The organism is Paenimyroides baculatum, assembly GCF_008629655.1.
Taxonomy (GTDB): Bacteria; Bacteroidota; Bacteroidia; order Flavobacteriales; family Flavobacteriaceae; genus Flavobacterium; species Flavobacterium baculatum.
Window position 1 is genome coordinate 365,786 of sequence record NZ_VWSG01000003.1, and the last position, 23,147, is coordinate 388,932.

Sequence of the window (23,147 nt, forward strand, 5' to 3'; positions counted from 1 at the left end):
ATAAATATTTTTTACGTTATTTGTGTAAACTACATTTTTTTATGCAAATTTCTGTAAAAGATACCGATTCCGGTATTTTATATAAATTATTGACAGGTTTGGTAATTCCGCGCCCAATCGGCTGGATTTCTACTGTTGATGAAAACGGAATTAACAATCTTGCGCCTTTTTCGTTCTTTAATGTGGTGGGCGAAGATCCGCCGCATGTGATGTTTTCAACAGTTCGTACGGGCGATAAAAATAAAGATACTTTAAACAATGTTTTGGCAAACAAACAGTTCGCCGTGAATTTGGTTACCGAAGATGTTGTGGAACAAATGAACACTACATCTAACGCGGTTGAAAATGCTGTTGATGAATTTCAGCTGGCAAACCTTACTCCTATTTCTTGCGAATTAATTAAACCTAAACGAGTTGCCGAAGCCAAAGCTCATTTTGAATGCGAAATGGTGCATCATTATTTTCTGGAAGATCATAAAAATGGCGGTGCGTGTATCGTTATCGGTAAAGTACTGATGATGCATATTGCCGATGAAATTCTTCTGGAAAATCACCGAATTAATTTAGACAAATACCAACCTGTTGCCCGTTTAGCCGGATCTAATTACAGCAAACTGGGCGAAACTTTCTCAATAAAACGAAATCTATGAAAATAACGGTTATAGGCGGTGGTCCGGGCGGACTCTATTTTTCAATCTTAACCAAAAAAGCAATGCCCCATTGGGAAATTAACGTGTACGAACGCAACAAACCAGAAGATAGTTTTGGTTTTGGCGTTGTATTTTCCGATGAAACTTTGGGCGAATTTTTAAAACGCGATATGCAGTCGTACGAATTAATTCGAAGCAAATTTGCGTATTGGGACGATATTATTGTGGCTCGCGACGGACAAGAAGTTAGCATTGCCGGTAACGGTTTTTGCGGTTGTTCACGTAAAACCTTACTTAAATTATTACATCAACGTTGCGAAGAAGAAGGTGTGAAATTACATTTTGAACAAAATGTTGATGATCTTTCGCAGTTTAAAGATTCGGACATTATTGTTGCTGCAGATGGAATTGGAAGCGGAATTCGTACCCAGTTTCAAAACGAATTTGGAACGAATATCCAATTAAAATCAAACCGATTTGTATGGATGGGATCTACCAAACCGTTAGATGCTTTTACCTATTTTTTTAGAACAACACCTTACGGAATCATCGTTGCACATACCTATCAATATGAAGAAGGAATGAGCACCTGGATTTTTGAATGTACCGATGAAACTTGGAAAAACCTACAATTTGAAGTAGAAAATGAAGCAGATACCGTAGCAAAACTTTCCGAAATATTTAAAGATGAATTAGACGGTCATTCACTAATTACTAACAAATCGCATTGGCGACAGTTTCCGCATGTAACCAATAAAAATTGGCATCACAACAACATTGTTTTATTGGGCGATGCCAAAGCAACTGCACATTTCTCGATTGGATCAGGTACAAAACTGGCAATGGATTGCGCCATTGGTTTGTTTGATGCGTTAATGGCAAATCCGGATAATGTTCAAAATACGTTTCAACAATACGAGAAAACCAGAAGAAACCCTGTGGAAATGATTCAGTACGCTGCATCGGTTTCGTTGGAATGGTTTGAAAACATGAATCGATACGAAAAATATCCGTTCTATCAATTCTCCTTCGGATGTATGACTCGATCTAAAAAAGTAACCTATGAAAACCTTCGATTAAGAGATCAATCATACACCGATAAAGTATTACAAGAATTCAATCAGAAACATAATAACAACACAAACGCTGCCGCTTTTTCTACCTTTAAATTGCGTGGTTTAGAACTTTCAAACAGAATTGTTATGAGTTCTATGGGGCAATATTCTGCGAATAACGGTTTGGTTAACAATTGGCATTTTCAACATTATACTTCGCGCGCCATTGGCGGTTTAGGCTTGATTGTAACAGAAATGACGGCTGTTGATGCAAACGGACGAATTACTTTAGGCTGTGCCGGAATTTACAATGAAGAACAAATTGCAGAATGGAAAAAAATTACCGATTTTGTTCATGAAAACACTTCAACAAAAATCGGAATTCAGTTAGGACATTCAGGCAGAAAAGGTGCTGTTAAAAAGCCTTGGGAAGGTACAAACGAACCAATTGATAATGCGTGGGAATTACTTTCGGCATCGGCTATTGCGTTCAATGATAAAATGGCAGTTCCAAAAGAAATGACTGCAGATGATATGCAAAACGTAATCAATCAGTTTGCAAATGCGGCTAAAAATTCAGAAAAAGCAGGCTTTGACATGATTGAATTACAAGCTCATCACGGCTTTTTATTGGCATCATTTTTATCGCCTTTAACTAATAATAGAACCGATGAATTTGGCGGATCTTTAGAAAACCGCTTACGTTTTCCAATGCAGGTTTTTAATGCTGTTCGAGAAAATTTCGCATCAGAAAAACCTATTTCAGTTCGTATTTCAGCAACTGATTGGGCAGAAAACGGCATTTCTCAAGAAGATGTTCTTTTTATAGCTTCAGAATTTAAAAAAGCAGGAGCCGATATCATTAATGTATCCACAGGAAATACCGTTGAAAATCAAAACCCGAAAACCGGTAGAATGTGGCAGGTTCCTTTCTCTGATATGGTTAGAAATTCAGCAGATATTCCAACGATTACTGCCGGAACGATTACTGATATCGATCAGATCAACACCATTATTTTAAGTGGAAAAGCCGATTTGGTTGCTCTTGGAAAACCATTGTTGTTAGATCCATATTTTGTTAGAAAAGCACAGGCTTATGAACAAATTACTATTACAGATATTCCATATCAATACCAAAAAGGAATAGAAAACCTATACAGTTCAACAATTTCTGAAAGAAAGCAAACCGAACGTATGAAGAAGGCTTTAAAGCCAAAAAGCAATAAAAAGTAGTTATGAAAGATTTGTTTGCCGTAAATCATTTACCGAATAAAGATTTACAACCCGATTATTTGTTTTTGGATTTACCGCAGTTTAACCACCCGGAAAGTCTGAATTGTGTGGAACGCCTTTTAGACGATCACATTGCTAACGGAAAAGGTTCAAACGTATGTCTGAAAACGTTTAGCGAAACTTGGACATATAACGATTTGTTTGAAAAAGCAAATCAGATTGCGCATGTTTTGGTCGATGATTTAGGATTACAGCCCGGTAACCGTGTTTTGTTGCGTTCGTGCAACAATCCCATGATGGTTGCGTGTTGGTTTGCCGTTTTAAAAGTCGGTGGAATTGTAGTTGCAACTATGCCTTTACTTCGATCAAAAGAATTAAAAACGTTGATCGATTGTGCTGAAATTTCACATGTAATTTGCGACAGTTCGTTGGCAGATGAAATAAATCTGGTAAAATCAGACTTTTTAAAATCGGTTTCTTTTTACAGAAATGGTTCTATTGATGAATTGATGCAATTGAAACCAAAAACGTTTCAAAACTATAACACTAAAAAAGATGATGTTGCCATAATAGGTTTTACTTCGGGAACTACCGGAAATCCTAAAATGACGGCACATTATCATAAAGATATTCTGAATATTTGCGAAGCTTTTCCAAATTACTCGTTGCAACCAACCGAAAATGATATTTTTACGGGTAGTCCGCCAATTGGTTTTACCTTTGGTTTAGGCGGATTGGTTTTGTTCCCAATGTATTTCGGAGCGAGTTCTTTTTTGATTGAAAAACCAAGCCCGGATGTGCTTTTAGAAGTCATTCAAAACGAAAAAATCACCATTTGTTTTACAGCACCAACAGCTTGGCGAATTCTTACCGAAAAATCTAAAGATTACGATTTATCGAGTTTGAGAAGATGTATTTCGGCTGGCGAAACGCTTCCTTTAAAAATTTGGGAAGATTGGTACAACGCAACCGGTTTGAAAATTATCGATGGAATTGGTGCTACCGAAATGCTTCATATTTTTATATCATCGAACCAAGAAAATATGAAACCGGGATCAACCGGAATTGCAATTACAGGTTACGAAGCAAAAATCATCGACAAAAACGGAAACGATGTTCCGTATAATACGCCCGGAAGATTGGCTGTTCGCGGAATTACCGGCTGTAAATATTTAAACCGCCCTGAAAAGCAACAGGAATACGTTGAAAACGGTTGGAATATTACCGGCGATATTTTTAAGCAGGATCAAGACGGTTATTTTTGGTTTGTGGCGCGTGGCGACGATATGATTATTTCATCGGGCTACAATATTGCTGCAATTGAAGTTGAAAGTGTACTGCTTACACATGATGAGATTTTAGAATGTGCCGTTGTAGGCTTGCCCGACGAAGAACGTGGCATGTTGGTTTGTGCCAATATCGTTTTAAAAAATCAGGAAAATGCTTCAACCGAATTGGCTAAAAACATTCAAAACTGGTTTAAAGAAAATGCGGCTCCGTATAAATATCCGCGCGTAATTAATTTTCTTGACAAGTTACCAAAAACCGAAACAGGTAAAATTCAGCGTTTTAAGTTGAAGTAGTATTAAGAATTAAGACACAAATTATGAGTTATTTTATAAAAGAAGAACAAATACGTTTTAGACATACCGATTTTGCAGGAATTGTTTTTTATCCACGATTTTTTGAAATGTTGAACGATTTGGTTGAAGACTGGTTTGACGAAGCATTAGACCGACCTTTTTCTAAAATCCACGAAACCAATGGAATTCCAACGGTTGATTTAAAAGTTCAGTTTAAAAACGCAGCTAGAATTGGAGAAATTCTAACCAAAAAATTATGGGTTAAAGAATTAAAAAGTTCATCGGTAGTTTGCGGATTTCATTTTGTTAATCAGCAAGAAAAAACGGTTTTAGAAGGCGAAGTTACATTGGTAAACGTTGCAATTGCCGAAGACAGAAAAACGATCAAAGCCGAAGCTTTCAATGACGAAGTGAAAGCGAAAATTGAGAAATACGTAATATAAAACATGAAAAGAATTTCTATTTTTATTACATTACTTCTATTCATCAGTACATCAAGACTTTTTGCCTGTGATTGTGGAGAATCGGATTTAAAAAAAATTGACGAGAGAAGTTATAAATATAGTGATCTTATAATTATTGGAGATGTTGTAAAAACAGGTGAAAATTATAAAATTAAAGTTATTGAAGTTCTCAAAGGCGAAGAAAAGGATAAAATAATTAGAGGTACAGTTACTGATGAAAGAGGCTATACAAACAGTTGTTTCACAATTCCGAGAGAAAAAGGAAGATATATTTTTTATCTTAATGAAATTAAAAAAGGAAAATACTTTTATTCTTACTCTAGTTGTTCAGGTTCTCGTCCACTAAATATGTCAGTATATCCAATTTCACTCAAAACAAAAATGGATAAATCTGAATTAATATCTGAAACAAATAATTGGATTGAAATCTTAAGAGAGAATAGAAATAAACTTTAAAAAAATATTAATTAATCATGATGCAATCACTTCAAATAGCTAATCGGTTTCGCGAAGTAATCCTTAACGGAACTTGGATTGCTAATACCAATTTTAAAGATCAGTTGGTAGATTCAGACTGGCAAATTGCAACAAAAAAAGTAGATTCGTTAAACACTATTTCAGATTTAGCGCATCATATACATTATTATATTTCAGGAATTCTGAATGTTTTTAATGGTGGAACATTGGACATAAAAGATCAATTCAGTTTTAGTTTTCCTGTTATCGAATCTCAAAAACAATGGAGTTTGTTTTTAGACCGATTTTGGAATGATTCTGAAAAATTTGCTCTTAAAGTGGAATCAATGAGCGATGAAAAATTAGATTCGGTTTTTGTCGATGAAAAATATGGGACTTTCAAAAGAAACATCGAAGCCATGATCGAACACAGTTATTATCATTTAGGACAAATTGTTCTTATAAAGAAAATGTTATTAAAAGATAAATAAGTTTAAGTCCGTTTATAAATGTCTTAATACTCCAATCTTAATACAATATTATTATGGAATTCAAAAAATTTAAAGCAGCAACGGTTCAAACCTCACCTGTTTTTTTAAACGTAGAAAAAACAATAGATAAAGCCATAGCTTTCATAAAAGAAGCACATGAAAACGAAGCAAAATTAATTGCCTTTCCCGAGGTTTTTATTGCCGGATATCCTTATTGGAACTGGATCATGACACCCGTTCAAGGCAGTAAATGGTACGAAGAATTGTACAAAAAATCGGTTGCTGTTAACGATGCATCTATGCAGAAACTATACAAAGCCGCAAAAGATTTCGATATGAATATTGTCATTGGAATTAACGAACGTGGCGATAGTTTTGGAGAAATTTACAACACCAATTTAATTATTGACAATCACGGAAATTTAATTGGGAAGCATAGAAAACTGGTTCCGACATGGGCTGAAAAGTTAACATGGACATCGGGCGACGGTTCTTCGTTAAAAGTTTATAATACCGAAGTTGGTCCGGTTGGAACATTGGCTTGTGGCGAAAACACCAACACATTGGCTCGATTTACATTGCTTTCTCAAGGCGAATTAATCCACATTGCCAATTATATTTCTTTGCCTGTTGCCCCACCCGATTATGATATGGCGGAAGCAATTAAAATTCGAGCTGCAGCGCATTCTTTCGAAGGAAAATTATTTACCATTGTTTCTTGCTCAACTATTTCGCAGGAAATTAAAGATGCTTTGCGTGCCGACGTTCCGAACGTTGATGAATTGTTAGACAGAAAAAGCAGTGCCTTTTCAGGATTTATCGGTCCAAACGGAGCAGTAATCGGTCAGCCTTTAATTGATGAAGAAGGAATTATTTATGCTGACATCGATCTTTCTAAATGTATCCAACCAAAGCAAATGCACGATATTCTGGGGCATTACAATCGTTTTGATATTTTTGATTTAAGAGTGAATGTTGCTCCCACAAAAAAAATTACCTTTATAAATAAATCCGAAGAATAAACTTTATCTTCTTAAAATATAAATTGTATGGAAACACCGCAATCAGATGATATTTACGGGCGTGCACGAGTTGAAGACACACCGGAATTAGAAGCATATTATAAAGAATTAGAAGGATTAGGCGCCGGTGCATTATGGACTGTTGCTAACGACATTGAGCCTTGGGAACCACGAAGTTCATCAATTCCGATGCTTTGGAAATACGAAGATTTAAGACATTTGGTTTTAAAATCTTCAGAATTGGTTACACCCGAAAAAGCAGGTCGTCGTGTGGTTTATTTAGTGAACGACAAACGCAGAGATGTAAGTGCGGCAGTTGGCTGGCTGTACACTGGCATTCAGGTTACGCGCCCCGGAGAATTTACTTCGGCGCATCGCCACAAGGCTTCGGCATTGCGTTTTATAATGGAAGGCGAAGGTGGCTACACAGTTGTTGACGGTAACAAAATTATGTTGGAAGTTAACGATTTCGTGATTACCCCAAACTCAACCTGGCACGAACACGGCGTAGAAGCGGGTGGAAAAACATGTATTTGGCAAGACGGTTTGGACATTCCGCTGATAAACGCGTTGGAAGCCAATGATTATGCAGTTTACGATGGAACGCAACCGCTAACAACACCAATTAATCATTCGCCAATGACTTACGGCGGTACTGGATTGATTCCGCCTGATAAAGAATGGAACAAACCTTATTCTCCCTTGTTTAAATATTCGTGGAAAACGATTTATCCTGCACTTTTAGAAGCAGAGAAAGTGAACGATGTAAATAGTTTTGATGGAATCATTATGCAATATAGCAATCCGTTAACAGGGGGTCACGTAATGCAAACTATGGGAGCTTCTATTCAGTTACTACCAAAAGGTTTCAGTGGAAAAGCGCATAAACACACCGGTTCATTTGTGTATCAATGTGCAAAAGGAAAAGGCTACACGATTATCAACGGCAAACGTTTCGATTGGAAAGAGCGTGATATTTTCTGTGTTCCAAGTTGGGCTTGGCACGAACATCATAACTTATCTGATTCCGAAGACGCTTGCTTGTTTTCATTTAACGATTTACCTGTTATTGAAAGTTTAGGTTTGTATCAGGAAAAAGTTTTTGAAGATAATGGTGGGAATCAAACTGAAAAATAACATGTTAAAACAAACGATTTTTCTGGCTTTTACAATTACTTTTTTAAGTTGCAAAAACGATACTAAAAATTCAGGTAAAGTAATTAACGATATTATTACTAATGATACAAATTCGTCAGTAAAAAATATTGAAGAAAGATCATTTCCTAAAGAGACCGATCTTTCTGAATATCCAAAAACAGAATTTATTACAACATTAGAAAGTAAAATAAATACCAGTAAAAATAACGTTTATTGTGTAACGATGTTGTATGCTTGGAACGAAGTAAAAAATATAGTAAATGAACCGTTTAAAATAGATTCTAATTTTAAACATTTAACACTTCTTAATAATTCTTCTTCATTTAAAGATGTTTTAAACCCTGATGAATATATTATTAGTAGCGAAATTGATGGCTTTAATATAAAAGCGAAAGCAGAATTTAAAAAATCTCTTACCTTTCAAACAGAACTAGATAGTCATAAAGACCGATTAAAATTTAATAATGAAAAAGTTGAGTCTTTTGGTATTACTGGAATATACAATTATGAGCAATTAAAAATAATTTCTATTCTTTATTATAAAAACGATAATAACTTTGTGATTAAGTTGCATCCAAAAGATTCTAATCACGAAATAATTCTTTTTAAATCTGAAAAGAAATTTGATAAAATGAATGATATAAATTCTGAAATTATCAAGCTTATTGTTCAAGGAAAAGAAGATAAACAGAATGAAAACATAAAGTGGAAATATGAAATTCTAGAAGAAGATGAAATCATCATTCCTAAATTTAACTTCAATATTGAAACTATCTACAAAGATTTAACAGGGAACACTTTTGATACGAAAGAGAAAAGCTACACAATAGAAAGAGCTTGGCAAAGAACAGCATTTATTTTAGATGAAAAAGGAACGGAAGTTGAAAGTGAAGCAGAATTTGCAGTTGCTACCGAAGAAATGGCTGAAGAAGTAAACAAACCAAAACCTAAGAAAATGATTTTTGATAAACCATTTTTTATAATGCTTAAGAAGACAAAGTCTCAAAATCCCTATTTTGGTTTATGGGTAGCAAATACAGAATTAATGAGTAAAAATTAGTAAATGATTTATATCTTTAAATTATGAAACTATCGCCGAAAGCAAAAAATATTTTTGATCAAATTAATACCGAAAACACCAAATTAGGGGATTTGCGTATTCTTGCAAAAGAGATCAAAAAAGATCATGAGTTGGCTATGGAATTATGGTCTACCGAGAATTATTTTGCACGTCAATTGGCAATTTTGATAATGTATAAAAAGTTACTTACACAACAAGTAATTAATCAGTTAGATCACGATATAAACAAACATCCCGAAGACGAAAAACTGCAGCTTATTGATTGGTTAATGGCAAACCAACTTGCTAAAGACAAGAAAACGGTAACGCTGATGGAATCTTGGCAAAACAGTCCGTCAAGTTTACAAAGACGAACATTCTGGTATCATCAGGCTCGTTTGCGTTGGGTTGGTCAAACACCGTCGCCAAATACAGAAGAACTGCTTTCGTTTATTGAAAATGAAGTTGCCGAAGTTCAATGGGCTATGAATTTCACAGCCGCGCAAATCGGCGTTTATCAACAGGAATACCGTAAAAGATGCATTGCTCTTGGAGAACGAACGGGACTTTATAAAGACGAAATGGTGGCAAAAAACTGTACACCAAACTATTTACCCAATTTTATAAACATACAGGTTGCAAAACTTAAAAAATAATATATAAACAATAAAATGAAACTACTTACATACAAAACACAAGACAGCGATTCTCGTTTAGGATTTATTCACAACAATATGGTTGTTGACATGGAAGATTTTGGTGGAATTTCGAATTTTCCGTTACCAAACGATATGTTGGAATTAATTGATATGGGAATTGAAGTGATTGCTGAAATTAATAATTTGGTTGATGATACTCGTGAAGTTGATTTCGAAAATATTTCTTATGCATTAAACGATGTTGAAATTTTGGCTCCGATTGAAAAACCTCGTAAAAACATTATTGGTATTGGTTTGAATTATACCGAACACGTTGCCGAAAGCGCACGTACATTGGATACTACGGGGAAATTGCCTCAAAAACCGATTATTTTCTCAAAACCACCAACAACAGTTACAGGTCCAAATACCAATATTTTATTAAATAGCAAATTGACGCAACAGTTAGATTGGGAAGTAGAATTAGCCGTTGTAATTGGTAAAAAAGGAAAATACGTTGCCAAAGAAAATGCGTTAGATCACGTTTTTGGTTACACGGTTATTAACGATATTTCGGCACGTGATTGCCGCAGAGAAGGACAATGGATTGTTTCTAAAGGACAAGATACGTTTGCTCCAATGGGTCCATTTTTGGTTACAAAAGACGAAATTGAAAATCCGCACAATTTAAATCTTTCCTTAAGACTAAACGGTATTGAAAAACAAAATTCTAACACGCAATTTTTGTTGTTCAACATTAACGATTTAATCGAAGATTTAAGTACAGTGTTTACCATTGAACCAGGTGATATTATTGCAACAGGAACGCCAGCGGGTGTTGGTGCAGGAAGAAATCCGCAGGAATGGATGAAAGACGGCGATATTGTGGAATGTTATGTTGAAAACATTGGAACAATTGTAAATACTGTTAAAGAAATTTAATTACAACAACAACAAAGCGTTAGGGATTGAAGTGAAAATCCTTTAAAATGTTTTTGAATAAAAATATTTTAAAGATTGAAACGAAAAGCCCGACCCGAAGGGTAACGCCAAAAATATAGAAAATAAAAATGAAAAAATACAGAATCGGACAAATAGTTCCATCGAGCAACGTAACCATGGAAACCGAAATACCGGCAATATTCAAGGCGCGCGAAACTATTTTACCTGAACGTTTCACCTTTCATTCAAGCAGAATGCGAATGAAAAAAGTGACGAAAGAAGAGTTGGAAGCAATGGATGCGATGAGTTTAAAATGTGCGTTGGAATTGTCTGATGCGCATGTTGATGTGATGGGTTATGCTTGTTTAGTGGCGATTATGAGCATGGGTCGCGGGTATCATTGCGTGTCTGAAGTGAATCTGCATCAGGAAACAATTGTAAACGGATTTCCTACACCAATTGTAACATCTGCCGGCGCGTTGATTAACGGTTTGAATGTTTTGGGCGCAAAAACGGTTTCGATAGTTACACCGTATATGCGTCCATTAACGGATATGGTTGTTGATTATATTGAACATCAAGGATTTAAAGTAAAAGAAAGTATTGCTTTGGAAATTCCTGATAATTTAGAAGTTGCCGCTCAAAATCCGTTGAATTTATTGGATATTTACAAACAATTGGATTTAACCGGAGTTGATGTTTTAGTAGCATCTGCCTGTGTGCAAATGCCGTCGTTAGAAGCTATTGATAAAATTGAACAGGAAATTGGTATTCCGGTAACATCGGCTGCCGTTTGTACGACTTACGAAATGATGAAAAAATTAGGAATTGAAGCTAAATCTACGATTGGTGGAAGTTTGTTAAAAGGGAATTATTAAGATTCCCTTTTTATTTTTTAATAGAGTAAATTGCGTTTGACATACAATTTGTCATTCTGTGCTTGACACGGAATCGCTTTATCAATTAATCTTGTGAGATGCCGAATCAAGTTCGGCATGACACAGACCGAATATTTTAATTAAGCAATTGTTTTGCGTGTTGCAAAGCCGCATCTGTAATAGTGTTACCTGAAAGCATTTGTGCAATTTCCTGAATTCGTTCTTGAGTATTCAACAATTTTATGGTCGATGTAGTTACTTTGTCGTCATCGAACTTGGTTACTTTAAAGTGTTGGTTTCCTTTTGATGCCACTTGCGGTAAATGCGTTATGGAAAAAATTTGCATGTAATTACCCATTTCCTGCATAATTGTTCCCATTTTATCAGCGACATCGCCCGAAACTCCGGTATCAATTTCATCAAAAATAATGGTCGGTAATTTGCTTTTTTGTGCTAAAATAGATTTAACGGCAAGCATAATTCTGGAAAGTTCTCCGCCCGATGCTGTTTTTTTCAACAAACCAAACTGCATTCCTTTATTTCCGGAAAACAACCAGTTTACTTCGTCTTTTCCATTGCTCAAAAAAGTATCGCTATACGCAAGCTGAATATCAAACTGAGCGTTTGGCATTCCTAAAGGCTTGATCAGATTTTCAATTTCTGAACTCAATGCTTTTAAAACTGATGTTCTTTTTGAATGTAAATCTTGTGCCAAGGCATTTAAATCTCCTTCGGTTTTTTGCAGTAATTTTTCAACTGCATTTATTTCTTCTTCAATATATTCAACACCAGCAACTTTTTGAGATAAATCGTTTTGAATCTCCAATAATTCGTCGATTGATGAAACATTGTGTTTTTTCTGCAACTGATAAATTGACTGTAGTTTTTGATTGATCAATTCTAATTGTTGCGGATCGGCAACCAGTTGTTGTAATTCAGCCTGCAATTCATCTGAAACATCTTCCAGTTCAATAAAACTACTTTCTAAACGTTGATACAAGTTTTCGTATTTTGTGCTGATCTGTGCCAGTTTTTGTATTTGCGATTTTACTTCGTACAACTGCTTGGTAATTCCAAATTCTTCGTTCGATAAAACAGCATAACCCTGTTCTAAAAATCCGCCGACTTTTTCAACGTTCGCCAAAACTTCAAACTGACCTTCTAATTCTTCCTGTTCGCCACTTTTTAAATTAGCCTGACTTAATTCATCTAACAAAAAGGCATTATAATCTTGTTCTTTCGCTGCTTGTGATTGTTGCTCTTTTAAAAGATTCAACTGCTGCTGATACTTTTTAAAACTTTGTAATTGTTGCTGATAATCTTTCAGTAAATTTCCGTTATCGGCATAAACATCAATTAAATTCAACTGATATTTTTCACTGAAAAGATCTTGCGTTTGGTGTTGTGTATGAATATCAATCAGGAAATTCCCTAACTGTTGTAAGTTTTGTAATGTTGTAGGAACATCGTTTACAAAGGCACGTGATTTGCCCGACGGAAGAATCTCGCGTCTTACAATGGTATCGTTTTCATAATCTAAATCTAATTCTGAAAACAATGTGTGCAAATGGTAGGATGTGATATTAAAATGTGCTTCGATCACACATTTTTCTTCGGAATTTCTTAAGGTGTTCAAATCGGCACGTTTGCCCAAAACCAAGCCAAGTGCATCTAACAAAATAGATTTTCCCGCACCGGTTTCTCCCGTAATTATGGTTAAATTATTTGTAAAATCAATAGCGGTATGCGCAATTAAGGCATAATTTGTAATTGATAAGTGTGTTAGCATTGTAGTTGATTTACATTCGGTTCCACTTGGTTCCGTTAATAGAATTAATGCGTGTTAGCGTTTCTACTAATTTTGAAGTATCATACGTTGGACCTGCTCCAAAAACCTTTGTAATTTCGTCTGCTTTTGCATCAAAGAAAATACGTGTAGGTAAAGCATTTGGTCTTGATTTATGAACGTTTGACAGTAAATTTATTGCATTTGCAACGCCTGCTTTTCCTTGTTCGGGACTTGTTGACATTACATCTAACCCTTTTATGTGGTATTCATACAAAGCTTCGCGGTACGGTGCATACATGTTCGACAATAAATCGTTAGACAATGCGTATCTGTTGTTTTGATCGCCCATAACCCAGCCTTTATCACCGTTTTGCTGCATCATTGAAACCACATTTGTTGCTTTCTGATAATTTGCAGTTCCACCGTATAAGGCAAAAGAATCGGCATCTAAACCAATAATGATGTTGGCATAAAAACTTAATATTCCTACTAAATTAGATCCGATTGAACTTTCTGAATAAACCAAAGGTTCAAATTCGATATAATTAAAGTTTATATTTTTATCGCTGAAGTTTAAAAGCGATGTTCCATAACTTGAATTGTAAATAGGTCGGGATGACTGTATTTGAAGTGTGCCTGAAAACGAATTTGAATTTGGATCGTAATCTGTAACTACCAACATTACATTGCAATCGATCAACTCGCTACGTTTTACGTTAAAATTGGTAAATTTTGTATTGTTTAAAAAATCGCGCATACTGTTTTGCAATGTAGTAAACACTTGCTTGTTAGACTGCTGAATTCTTTCGGAATTTACCATAACATTGGCATTTAATTCCTGCGAAAAACCAGAAAAGCTACTTAATAAAACAAAAAACAATACAAACTTATTCAACATAACTCTTTACAATTTGGTCAATAATATCTTTAGCAACAGCTTCTTTCGATTTTAATTCTTGTGGAAAAATAGTAAAATCTTTATCTATAAAGGTAACTTTATTTGTTGGTTTACCAAAACCTGCACCTTTATCGTTTAGTGAATTTAAGACAATTAAGTCTAAATTTTTCTTTTTTAGTTTCGATTTTGCGTATTCTATTTCATTTTCTGTTTCTAATGCAAAACCTACCAGAAACTGATTGGTTTTAATTGCTCCTAACGATGCCAGAATATCCGGATTTTTCTCCAGAACAATGGTAAATTCTTCGTCGTTCTTTTTTATTTTTTGATCGGCAACCACTTTTGGTCGATAATCTGCAACTGCGGCTGCACCAATTACGATATCTGCCGAAGAAAATACTTCGTGACAAGCCTGATACATTTCTTTTGCCGAAAGTACTTTCACAACTTTTATGGAATCATTAGTTGTTGTTAGCGAAGTTGGTCCGGTAATTAAAACTACATCGGCACCGCGCTTTGCAGCTTCATTAGCAATATCGAAACCCATTTTTCCGGTTGAATGATTTCCTATAAAACGTACAGGATCTATTGGTTCGTATGTGGGTCCGGCTGTAATTACAACTTTTTTTGCTTTAAGATATAAAGTCGATTCATTATTGAAAAAATCGGTAATGGTTTGAAGCATATCTTCCGGTTCTGCCATTCTTCCCTGACCGATCAATCCTGAAGCCAGTTCACCATAAGCAGATTCAATTTCTATGTTTCCGTAGCTTTTTAACTTGCGTATATTTTCTTTTGTAGATGGATGTGCAAACATATCCAAATCCATAGCCGGAGCAAAAAACACAGGACATTTGGCAGACAAATAAGTTGCAAGCAATAAATTATCGCACAAACCATTTGCCATTTTTGCAAGCGTGTTTGCCGTTGCTGGTGCCATAATCATTAAATCGGCCCAAAGACCTAATTCCACATGATTGGTCCATTCGCCAAAATCTTTTTCAAACTGCGTGTAAACCGGTCGCTTTGATAAGGTTGCTAAAGTTAGCGGAGTTATAAAAGCACAAGAAGCAGGTGACATGATTACTTGAACCTGCGCACCTGCTTTTATTAATAATCGTACAAAACTTGCCGTTTTATAAGCGGCAATACCACCGGAAATTCCCAGAATAATTTTTTTACCGCTTAAGACAGACATTTGTATCTATTCTTTAAATGTTATATCGCCATTTAACCACTCTTCTACTGCTAAAGCGTGTGGTTTTGGTAATTTTTCGTAGTATTTAGAAACTTCGATTTGTTCTTTGTTTTCAAAAACCTCGTCTAAACTATCGTTGTAAGTTGCAAATTCGTCTAACTTATCAATCAGTTCTTTTTTAATTTCACTGTTAATTTGGTTAGCTCTTTTTGCAATAATTGTAATAGCTTCGTAAATATTACCTGTTGGTTTTTCAATTTCGGCTTTGTTGTAGGTAATTGTGTTTACCGCAGCGTGGGTTTTCTTTAAATCCATTTTCTTATTTTGTTGAAAATTGTTGTAATTCTTTTTTTAATCTTTCAAGCATTCTGTCTGCTTCGTCTTTGTATTTTGTGTTTGCATCGTAAGCAATCAAATCTTCGTGCAAACTTACGGCATTCTTTAAACGTTCTTCCATTTTAGAATAAACACTGTTTAATGCCAGTTTGTAAGCAGAATCGAACTTATAGAACAATGCATCGGTCTTGTAAACTGTTCCAGGATAATCTAACAAAAAGTTATCTAAAGCTACAATTGCCGCATTATAATCTCTTGTGTATTCTCCAATTTTGTTGAACAATCTTGCAGATTCGTATGCTTTGCGTTCAATTTTTTCGGTAAGCTCGCGTTTTTTTGCATTAGCATCTTCTTTATACTGTGATTCAGGAAAAGCCGTTAAAAAACTATCGAACTTTTGAATTCCTTCATACGTTATATGCTGATCCAACGTAAAAACTTCTGACATTTGATAAGCCGACATAGCTTCTAAATACATGGTTTCTTCGCGGTTTGGACTTGCCAAATAAAGCAGATTAAACTTTTGAAACATTGGTTTTGCAGCTTCCCACTTTCTTGCATTATAATACGATTTGCTGTATTTGTAATACATTGACTGGTAATTGGATGTCCAACCTTCCTTTTTTTCTACTTGTTCGTATAAACGAATGGCTTGTTTGTATTTTCCTTTCTCGTATAATTGGTCGGCTACTTCGTTTTTGTAGGCACTGTCATCTACCTTTAAGGCTTTTTGAAGTGGCGAGCAGCTTGCAAACAGTAATGCGGTTAAAAGAATATACGAAATTTGTTTCATAAATTGTTGTTGTTTATACAAAAGCTATGTACTTAATAGCAAACGCAAAGTTAGTATTTATCTTGTTACAGAACAATATCTTTTTAAACAAAAAAAGATGCCCTAAAATAAGACATCTTTCCTGACAATTAAACTTAATGATTCGTTAAATTATTATATGTTTTGATTGGTTTGCTGCTGCGGATAGTTTTTTATATCGTTATCAAACAAATACAAACCACCTTTGTCATCGCCAATTAAATTAATCTTATCTAAAATAGTACGTGCGGTTGATTCTTCTTCAATCTGTTCTGCAACATACCACTGTAAGAAATTATGTGTAGCGTAATCGCGTTCCTGTAAAGAAATATGAACTAAATCGTTGATACTTTGCGATACAAAAACTTCGTGTTCAAACAACTGGTTAAACAATGTTTTGAATGATGAATGATCTAACTGCGGTTGTTCTACATTAGGAATTAATGCTTCGCCTCCACGTTGATTGATGTATTTTATTAGTTTTAGCATGTGCATACGTTCTTCGTCAGATTGAGCGTACATAAAGGTTGCGATACCTTCGAACCCCTGATTTTCTGCCCAAGATGCCATTGCCAAATAAATTTGCGATGAATCGCCTTCTATTTTTACCTGCTTGTTTAAAGCTGTTTGCAAATCTTGTGATAACATAGTTTATTTTCTTTTTATGGTTAGAATTTCTTAACAAAATTAGCCAAACGGTTCGATAAATCATCATTAACATTTACCAAAGGCAGTCTTACATAATTTTCGCACAAGCCTAAATGTTTAAAAACCTCTTTTACACCACCCGGATTTCCTTGCTCAAAAATCATATTAATGGCATCGGTTAATTTGTAATGGATTTTATAAGCTGCATCAACATCTCTCTTCAATCCTAAACGAACCATTTCTGAAAATTCTTTCGGAAACGTTTCTCCGATAACCGAAATCACTCCTGCTCCACCGGCTAAAACCATTGGCAAAGTAATAATGTCATCGCCCGAAATCACTAAAAAGTCGTTTGGAGTACTGCGGATCAATTCCATTGCCTGAACCATATCGCCCGCTGCTTCTTTAATACCAATGATATTTTTAAAATCGGTAGCTAAACGAACCACAGTACTTGGCAACATATTACTTGCTGTACGCCCTGGAACGTTGTAGATTATTATAGGTAAAGGCGAATTTTCGGCAATCATTTTAAAATGCTGATAAATTCCTTCCTGCGTTGGTTTGTTGTAGTAAGGCGATACCGATAAAATTGCATCGAAACCCTTTAAATTATCAGCATTCAACTGGTTAACAACTTCTGCAGTATTATTTCCGCCAACGCCTAAAACCAAAGGTAATTTACCGTTGTTGGCATCAATAATCGTCTGTTTTACCAATGTTTGCTCCTCTTTAGTCAACGTAGCCGTTTCTGCAGTGGTTCCTAAAACAACCAGATATTCTACACCGCCATCAATATTATATTTCACAATGCTTTTTAAAGCTTCAACATCAACCGACAAATCTTTTTTAAAAGGTGTAATCAACGCCACACCGGTACCTATAAATGATTTCATTTTAATAAATTAGTAAGTTAAAAATAATCTTCTCTTAATAAGATACAAATTATTCGTTGTAATTTTGTTTGTAACAAAGTTAACCATTTTCATTAAAAAAAATATGAAATATAAAAACTTGCACAAACAATATTTTCACCTAATTATTGTTAGCGTTGCATCACTTTTAGTCACCAATTGTGCGCCTAAAAAATACACCAATACAAAAATTAACACATCATATATTGAAGTTGCAAATACTGTTGAAACCAATAACGATATTGATACTTTTTTAAAGCCTTACCGCGACCATATTACCAACGATTTATCGAAAGTTTTAGCTAATAATCCGCAAGATTTGGACAAGGCTTCTGAACGATGGCAAAATCCCATGACCAATTTTTATGCCGATGCTATTTTTGAAATTGCTACTCCTGTTTTTGAACAACGAACCGGTAAAAAAATTGATTTTTGTCTGTTGAATTATGGCGGAATTAGAGCAACTATTGCCAAAGGAGCTATTACCACCCGAACTGCTTACGACATTATGCCGTTTGAAAACAATGCGATTGTTTTGGGTTTAAAAGGTGAAACTGTTTACGAACTGGCAAATTTTATTATATCGAATAAAGTAGCGCACCCGTTAAGTGGTATTGAAATTTTTGTCGATAAAAATCAGTTGGTTAAGGATATAAAGATCAATAATCAATTGATCGATAAAAACAAAACGTATTATGTAATTACGAACGATTATCTGGCAAAAGGCGGCGATAAAATGGATTTTCTTTTAAAATCGACCGAAAACTATTCGTTAGATTATAAGCTACGAAACATGTTTATTGCCTATTTTACTAAAATTGACACATTGAATCCTTCTGTTAAACCAAGAATAATTTTCGAATAATGAAACGTCGCGATTTTATCATACAAACATCGGCTGCCACAGTCATAACATTAACAGGTTTTGGCTTAAGCAGTTTTTCATCGGCAAAAACAAAACGCATTACCATTTTGCATACCAACGACACGCATAGTCATTTGGATACTTTTCCGCAAACCGATGCTAAATTTCCAAATCAAGGGGGCACTGCAAAACGTGCTACTATTTTCAATCAAGTAAAAAACGAAAATCCGCACACGTTGATTTTAGATGCCGGCGATATGTTTCAAGGTACACCCTACTTTAATTATTACGGTGGCGAATTGGAAATTAAAGTCATGAATATGTTGCAGTACGATGCCGGAACTTTAGGAAATCATGAGTTTGACAATGGTATTAACAGTTTGGCAGAGCAAATTCACAAAGCAAATTTTGATATTATTAATGCTAATTACGATTTTAAAAACACGTTAATGGACGGTTTAAGCAAGCCTTACAAAGTTTTTATTAAAGACGGAATTAAAATTGGTGTGTTTGGTTTAGGGATAAAGCTGGAAGGTTTGGTTAACAAAAGTGAATACGGCGAAACGGTTTGGAACAATCCTATTGAAATTGCGCAAGATGTTACCCGAATTTTAAAGGATGATTTAAAGTGCGATTTAATCATTTGTTTGTCGCATTTAGGATATAAATTCGGTAGTAATTCACGAATGATTTCAGATTTGGATTTAGCTGCAAAAACAAAAAACATCGACTTGATTATTGGCGGACACACACATACTTTTCTTGAAAAACCAACCATTGTTCTTAATGGGGAACAAAAAGAAGTAATTGTAAACCAGGTTGGCTGTTACGGCGTTCGTGTTGGACAAATTGATTTTTATTTTGATGAATTTAAAAACAAATCAACAACCGCAAGGGTTATAAATGTGTAATAAAAAAACGTTCGATTAAATCGAACGTTTACATTTTAACTAACTAATTCAAATATGATTGCTTTCGCAATCAATTAACCTTCTTTTACATTGTAGTAATTTCCATTTTATAAGTTTGAAAATACTAATACCATTAAGGCAACGTAAACAAACAAACTCATAACTCCTTTTAAAACAGATTTCATTTCAATTGATTTCATATTGCATTTTTTATTACAACACAAAATTACCACAGCTTGGTTATTTGAATATTTCCTAATTATTAAGTAATTATTACTTCTGTTTTTAAAGAATTATTAATTATTAAGTTGATTTACAAAATCATCTTCAGTCCAAATAGGAATTCCGAGTTTTGTCGCTTTTTCCAATTTCGCCGGTCCCATGTCTGCTCCTGCAACAACAATCGAAGTTTTACCGGTGATGGAACTTCCATTTTTCCCGCCGTAATCTTCAATTTTCTGTTTGATTTCATCTCGAGAAAAAGTTTCAAATTTACCAGAAACAACCATCGTCATTCCTTCAAATTTATTTGAAACCTGCGTACTTTCCTTCGCTTCAACTGCAAACTGCAAACCATAATCTTTTAGTCGGTTAATCAATCGCAAATTTCCTTCGTCTTTAAAAAAAGATCGAATACTCAAAGCTATTTTATCGCCAATTTCATCAACATTTATCAATTCATGATAATCTGCCTGCATTAAAGCATCAATGTTTTTATAATGGTTCGCCAGTTTTCTAGCTACAGTTTCACCCACAAATCTAATTCCTAAAGCAAACAAAACACGCTCAAAAGCAATTTCTTTAGATTGCTCAATACTCTTCATTAAATTATCTGCCGATTTTTCTGCCATTCGTTCCAAAGGAAGTACTTGCTCTTTCTTCAAATCATACAAATCGGCGTAATTACTAACCAATCCGTTTTTATAAAGTAAAGTAACCGTTTCGCCTCCCAATCCATCAATATCCATAGCTTTACGGCTGATAAAATGTTCAATTCTACCAATAATCTGTGGCGGACATTCATAAAAATTCGGACAATAATGTTGTGCTTCGCCTGGTTTTCTAACCAATGCTGTTCCACATTCAGGACAATCGGTTATGTATTCTGTTTGAACACTATCTAAAAATCTGTTTTCAAAATCGACACCTATAATCTTTGGAATAATCTCGCCTCCCTTTTCAACAAAAACGCTGTCACCCACTCTAACATCCAACTTTTCAATTTGATCGGCATTGTGTAGCGACGCTCTTTTAACGATTGTTCCCGCCAACTGCACCGGTTTTAAATTAGCTACAGGCGTTATAGCACCGGTTCTACCAACCTGATACGAAATACTTTCTAAAACCGTACTAACCTGCTCTGCCTTAAACTTATATGCAATTGCCCAACGTGGATTTTTCGCAGTATTACCTAATTCTTCTTGCTGAAACAAATCGTTGACTTTAATTACAACGCCATCGGTTTCATAAGGTAAATCGTGTCGATGCGTATCCCAGTAATTTATAAACTGAAAAACTTCATCTAAACTTTTGACTAATTTTGATTGATTTGGAACTTTAAATCCGAACGAACGCGCAGCTTCTAAAGAATTTGCGTGCGTGTTAAAATAATTGTTTGCACCAACGATATTGTATAACAAACATTCTAGCGGACGCTTTGCAACTTCGGCACTGTTCTGTAACTTTAAACTGCCCGATGCCGTATTTCTTGGGTTTGAATAAGGAGTTTCACCAATATCGACCAATTCCATATTCATTTTTTCAAAACCAGCAAGTGTAAGAATTATCTCGCCACGAATATCAAACTTTGGCGGATAATTGCCTTTCAACTGCAAAGGAACCGATTTTATGGTTTTTATATTGTTGGTAACATCATCACCCTGAAAACCATCGCCACGCGTAACCGCGCGAAACAGCTTTCCGTTTTCGTAAGTAATCGAGATCGATGCACCGTCGTATTTTAATTCGCAAACATATTCAACTTCAACATTTCCCAAAACTTTCTGGATACGCTTTTCCCAATCGATTAAATCTTCTTGAGAATACGAATTTTCTAAAGAAAACATACGGTTTTCGTGTACAACTGTATTAAAATTCTTGGTTATACTGCCACCTACTCGCTGTGTTGGAGAATTTTCATCGAAAAATTCAGGATGTTTTTCTTCTAAATCCTGTAACTTTTTTAGCTTTTGATCGAATTCAAAATCTGAAATACTAGGATTATCTAATACATAATAATTGTAATTATGCTGATTTAATTCGTTGCGAAGCGAAACAATTTCTGTTGAAATATCCATTGAAATACTGTTTTGAAATTATTTTTTTAAGATCGATTTTATCTGCTGATATAATTCACCCTGACTCAATATTCCGCCTTGCTGAATAATATCGAAAATTTCTCCGTTACGATCTCCATCAAAAGATTTTGCCCCAAAACGAATTTCCACATCATTTGCATACAAGTTATCGCCTAACCACTGCAAACCTTCTTTCGTCAAAAAATTTACCCGATCATTCGTGGTTTTTATAACAATTGTATCAATTTCGATATCATTAAACTGAAACAGAAAAATATAGTTCTTAGAAAAATGCTCAATGTATTGTGCCGATTTTAAAACACCTTCCCAAACCAAATCTGAAAAAATATCAATTTCCTGTTCCGCAATTTCAGGTTTATCAACCTTTAGCTGCTGCCATTCACTTTTATCAATTTGTTGCGATGCCAAAAAATTAGCAAATTCTATGTGTAGTTCCTCTAACTGCTCTTTTGTTAAACGTGCGTATTTCATTTTAAACATTTTTACAAAAATACAAGGATTAAATTACAGTTAAAAAAAATTTAAAGATATTATTAAATTACATTTCCAGTGTAATCCCTTCCGCTGTTGCTACAGTTCGGGCTTTCGCGAGTCGCTCCATCTCCATTGCGAGGTATTTGATGTTGGATGTTTGGTGATAGATGTTGGATGAAGATGATTGATACTTCAAAATCCGTATTAATCCTTGCAATCTGTGGTTATTATAAAACAAGAAACCCCGATCTTTTCAGATCGGGGTTTATAAAAAAAGGCGGCGACATACTCTCCCACATTAAGATGCAGTACCATCTGCGCAATCGGGCTTAACTTCTCTGTTCGGAATGGGAAG

23 protein-coding genes and 1 rRNA gene are annotated in these 23,147 nt (G+C 34.9%); 14 read left to right on the forward strand and 10 right to left on the reverse strand.

The annotated features are described in order from the left end of the window. The first annotated feature begins 41 nt into the window (after positions 1–41). The 12 genes from F0460_RS06320 to F0460_RS06375 all read left to right on the forward strand — a co-directional run bounded on the left by F0460_RS06320 (position 42) and on the right by F0460_RS06375 (position 11,630). Entirely contained in the window at positions 42–650 is a 609-nt protein-coding gene (locus F0460_RS06320) for a flavin reductase family protein (RefSeq protein ID WP_150011364.1), read from the forward strand. After that, on the forward strand, positions 647–2,938 hold the full coding sequence (locus tag F0460_RS06325; protein ID WP_150011366.1) for an oxidoreductase: 2,292 nt from the start codon (positions 647–649) through the stop codon (positions 2,936–2,938). Before F0460_RS06320 ends, F0460_RS06325 begins: the two co-directional genes overlap by 4 nt. A 2-nt stretch (positions 2,939–2,940) precedes the next feature. Next, positions 2,941–4,521 (forward strand): AMP-binding protein, encoded by a 1,581-nt coding sequence (locus F0460_RS06330; protein ID WP_150011368.1) that lies wholly within the window; start codon positions 2,941–2,943, stop codon positions 4,519–4,521. A 23-nt stretch (positions 4,522–4,544) separates the two neighbouring features. Continuing rightward, positions 4,545–4,964 (forward strand): acyl-CoA thioesterase, encoded by a 420-nt coding sequence (locus tag F0460_RS06335; RefSeq protein ID WP_150011370.1) that lies wholly within the window; start codon positions 4,545–4,547, stop codon positions 4,962–4,964. 3 nt (positions 4,965–4,967) lie between these two features. Further along, on the forward strand, positions 4,968–5,441 hold the full coding sequence (locus F0460_RS06340; RefSeq protein WP_150011372.1) for a hypothetical protein: 474 nt from the start codon (positions 4,968–4,970) through the stop codon (positions 5,439–5,441). Between the two features lie 17 nt (positions 5,442–5,458). After that, the gene (locus tag F0460_RS06345; RefSeq protein WP_150011374.1) at positions 5,459–5,932 is read left to right on the forward strand and encodes a DUF1572 family protein; all 474 of its coding nucleotides are present in this window, start codon (positions 5,459–5,461) and stop codon (positions 5,930–5,932) included. Between the two features lie 53 nt (positions 5,933–5,985). Beyond that, positions 5,986–6,954, forward strand: a complete 969-nt coding sequence (locus tag F0460_RS06350; RefSeq protein WP_150011376.1) for a carbon-nitrogen hydrolase family protein — start codon at positions 5,986–5,988, stop codon at positions 6,952–6,954. Positions 6,955–6,981: 27 nt separating this feature from the next. Then, entirely contained in the window at positions 6,982–8,091 is a 1,110-nt protein-coding gene (locus F0460_RS06355; RefSeq protein WP_150011378.1) for a cupin domain-containing protein, read from the forward strand. Beyond that, a complete protein-coding gene (locus tag F0460_RS06360; protein ID WP_150011380.1) occupies positions 8,066–9,172 on the forward strand; it encodes a serpin family protein in 1,107 nt (368 codons plus the stop codon). Before F0460_RS06355 ends, F0460_RS06360 begins: the two co-directional genes overlap by 26 nt. Before the next feature lie 23 nt (positions 9,173–9,195). Further along, on the forward strand, positions 9,196–9,828 hold the full coding sequence (locus tag F0460_RS06365) for a DNA alkylation repair protein (protein ID WP_150011382.1): 633 nt from the start codon (positions 9,196–9,198) through the stop codon (positions 9,826–9,828). Positions 9,829–9,843: 15 nt separating this feature from the next. Next, the gene (locus tag F0460_RS06370) at positions 9,844–10,752 is read left to right on the forward strand and encodes a fumarylacetoacetate hydrolase family protein (protein ID WP_150011384.1); all 909 of its coding nucleotides are present in this window, start codon (positions 9,844–9,846) and stop codon (positions 10,750–10,752) included. Between the two features lie 128 nt (positions 10,753–10,880). Further along, positions 10,881–11,630, forward strand: a complete 750-nt coding sequence (locus F0460_RS06375) for a maleate cis-trans isomerase family protein (protein ID WP_317132139.1) — start codon at positions 10,881–10,883, stop codon at positions 11,628–11,630. Positions 11,631–11,766: 136 nt separating this feature from the next. Here the strand turns inward: F0460_RS06375 and recN are convergent, their stop codons facing one another. The 7 genes from recN to dapA form a co-directional block, all read right to left on the reverse strand. After that, positions 11,767–13,419, reverse strand: coding sequence for a DNA repair protein RecN (gene recN, locus F0460_RS06380; RefSeq protein WP_150011388.1), 1,653 nt, complete (start codon positions 13,417–13,419; stop codon positions 11,767–11,769). A 10-nt stretch (positions 13,420–13,429) separates the two neighbouring features. Continuing rightward, a complete protein-coding gene (gene porD, locus F0460_RS06385; RefSeq protein WP_150011390.1) occupies positions 13,430–14,317 on the reverse strand; it encodes a type IX secretion system protein PorD in 888 nt (295 codons plus the stop codon). Then, positions 14,307–15,515, reverse strand: coding sequence for a bifunctional phosphopantothenoylcysteine decarboxylase/phosphopantothenate--cysteine ligase CoaBC (gene coaBC, locus F0460_RS06390; RefSeq protein WP_150011392.1), 1,209 nt, complete (start codon positions 15,513–15,515; stop codon positions 14,307–14,309). The genes porD and coaBC overlap by 11 nt, the downstream gene beginning before the upstream one ends. A gap of 6 nt (positions 15,516–15,521) precedes the next feature. Then, complete coding sequence (locus F0460_RS06395; protein ID WP_150011394.1) at positions 15,522–15,830, reverse strand: DNA-directed RNA polymerase subunit omega; 309 nt, start codon at positions 15,828–15,830, stop codon at positions 15,522–15,524. 4 nt (positions 15,831–15,834) lie between these two features. Further along, positions 15,835–16,644, reverse strand: coding sequence for an outer membrane protein assembly factor BamD (locus F0460_RS06400; RefSeq protein WP_150011396.1), 810 nt, complete (start codon positions 16,642–16,644; stop codon positions 15,835–15,837). A gap of 153 nt (positions 16,645–16,797) precedes the next feature. Further along, complete coding sequence (locus F0460_RS06405) at positions 16,798–17,310, reverse strand: ferritin (protein WP_150011398.1); 513 nt, start codon at positions 17,308–17,310, stop codon at positions 16,798–16,800. Positions 17,311–17,330: 20 nt separating this feature from the next. Then, complete coding sequence (dapA, locus tag F0460_RS06410) at positions 17,331–18,206, reverse strand: 4-hydroxy-tetrahydrodipicolinate synthase (protein WP_150011400.1); 876 nt, start codon at positions 18,204–18,206, stop codon at positions 17,331–17,333. Between the two features lie 103 nt (positions 18,207–18,309). On the opposite strand from dapA, the gene F0460_RS06415 reads away from it, so the two are divergent. Together F0460_RS06415 and F0460_RS06420 are read left to right on the forward strand one after the other, a co-directional pair. Then, on the forward strand, positions 18,310–19,089 hold the full coding sequence (locus F0460_RS06415; RefSeq protein ID WP_150011402.1) for a 5'-nucleotidase C-terminal domain-containing protein: 780 nt from the start codon (positions 18,310–18,312) through the stop codon (positions 19,087–19,089). Further along, positions 19,089–20,000, forward strand: a complete 912-nt coding sequence (locus F0460_RS06420; RefSeq protein WP_150011404.1) for a bifunctional metallophosphatase/5'-nucleotidase — start codon at positions 19,089–19,091, stop codon at positions 19,998–20,000. The genes F0460_RS06415 and F0460_RS06420 overlap by 1 nt, the downstream gene beginning before the upstream one ends. A 296-nt stretch (positions 20,001–20,296) precedes the next feature. On the opposite strand, the gene ligA is transcribed toward F0460_RS06420, so the two are convergent. The 3 genes from ligA to rrf all read right to left on the reverse strand — a co-directional run. Continuing rightward, positions 20,297–22,297 (reverse strand): NAD-dependent DNA ligase LigA, encoded by a 2,001-nt coding sequence (gene ligA / locus F0460_RS06425; RefSeq protein WP_150011406.1) that lies wholly within the window; start codon positions 22,295–22,297, stop codon positions 20,297–20,299. 18 nt (positions 22,298–22,315) lie between these two features. Continuing rightward, entirely contained in the window at positions 22,316–22,789 is a 474-nt protein-coding gene (locus F0460_RS06430) for a DUF6495 family protein (protein WP_150011408.1), read from the reverse strand. Positions 22,790–23,064: 275 nt separating this feature from the next. After that, a 5S ribosomal RNA gene (rrf, locus tag F0460_RS06435) occupies positions 23,065–23,147 on the reverse strand; the annotation flags it as partial.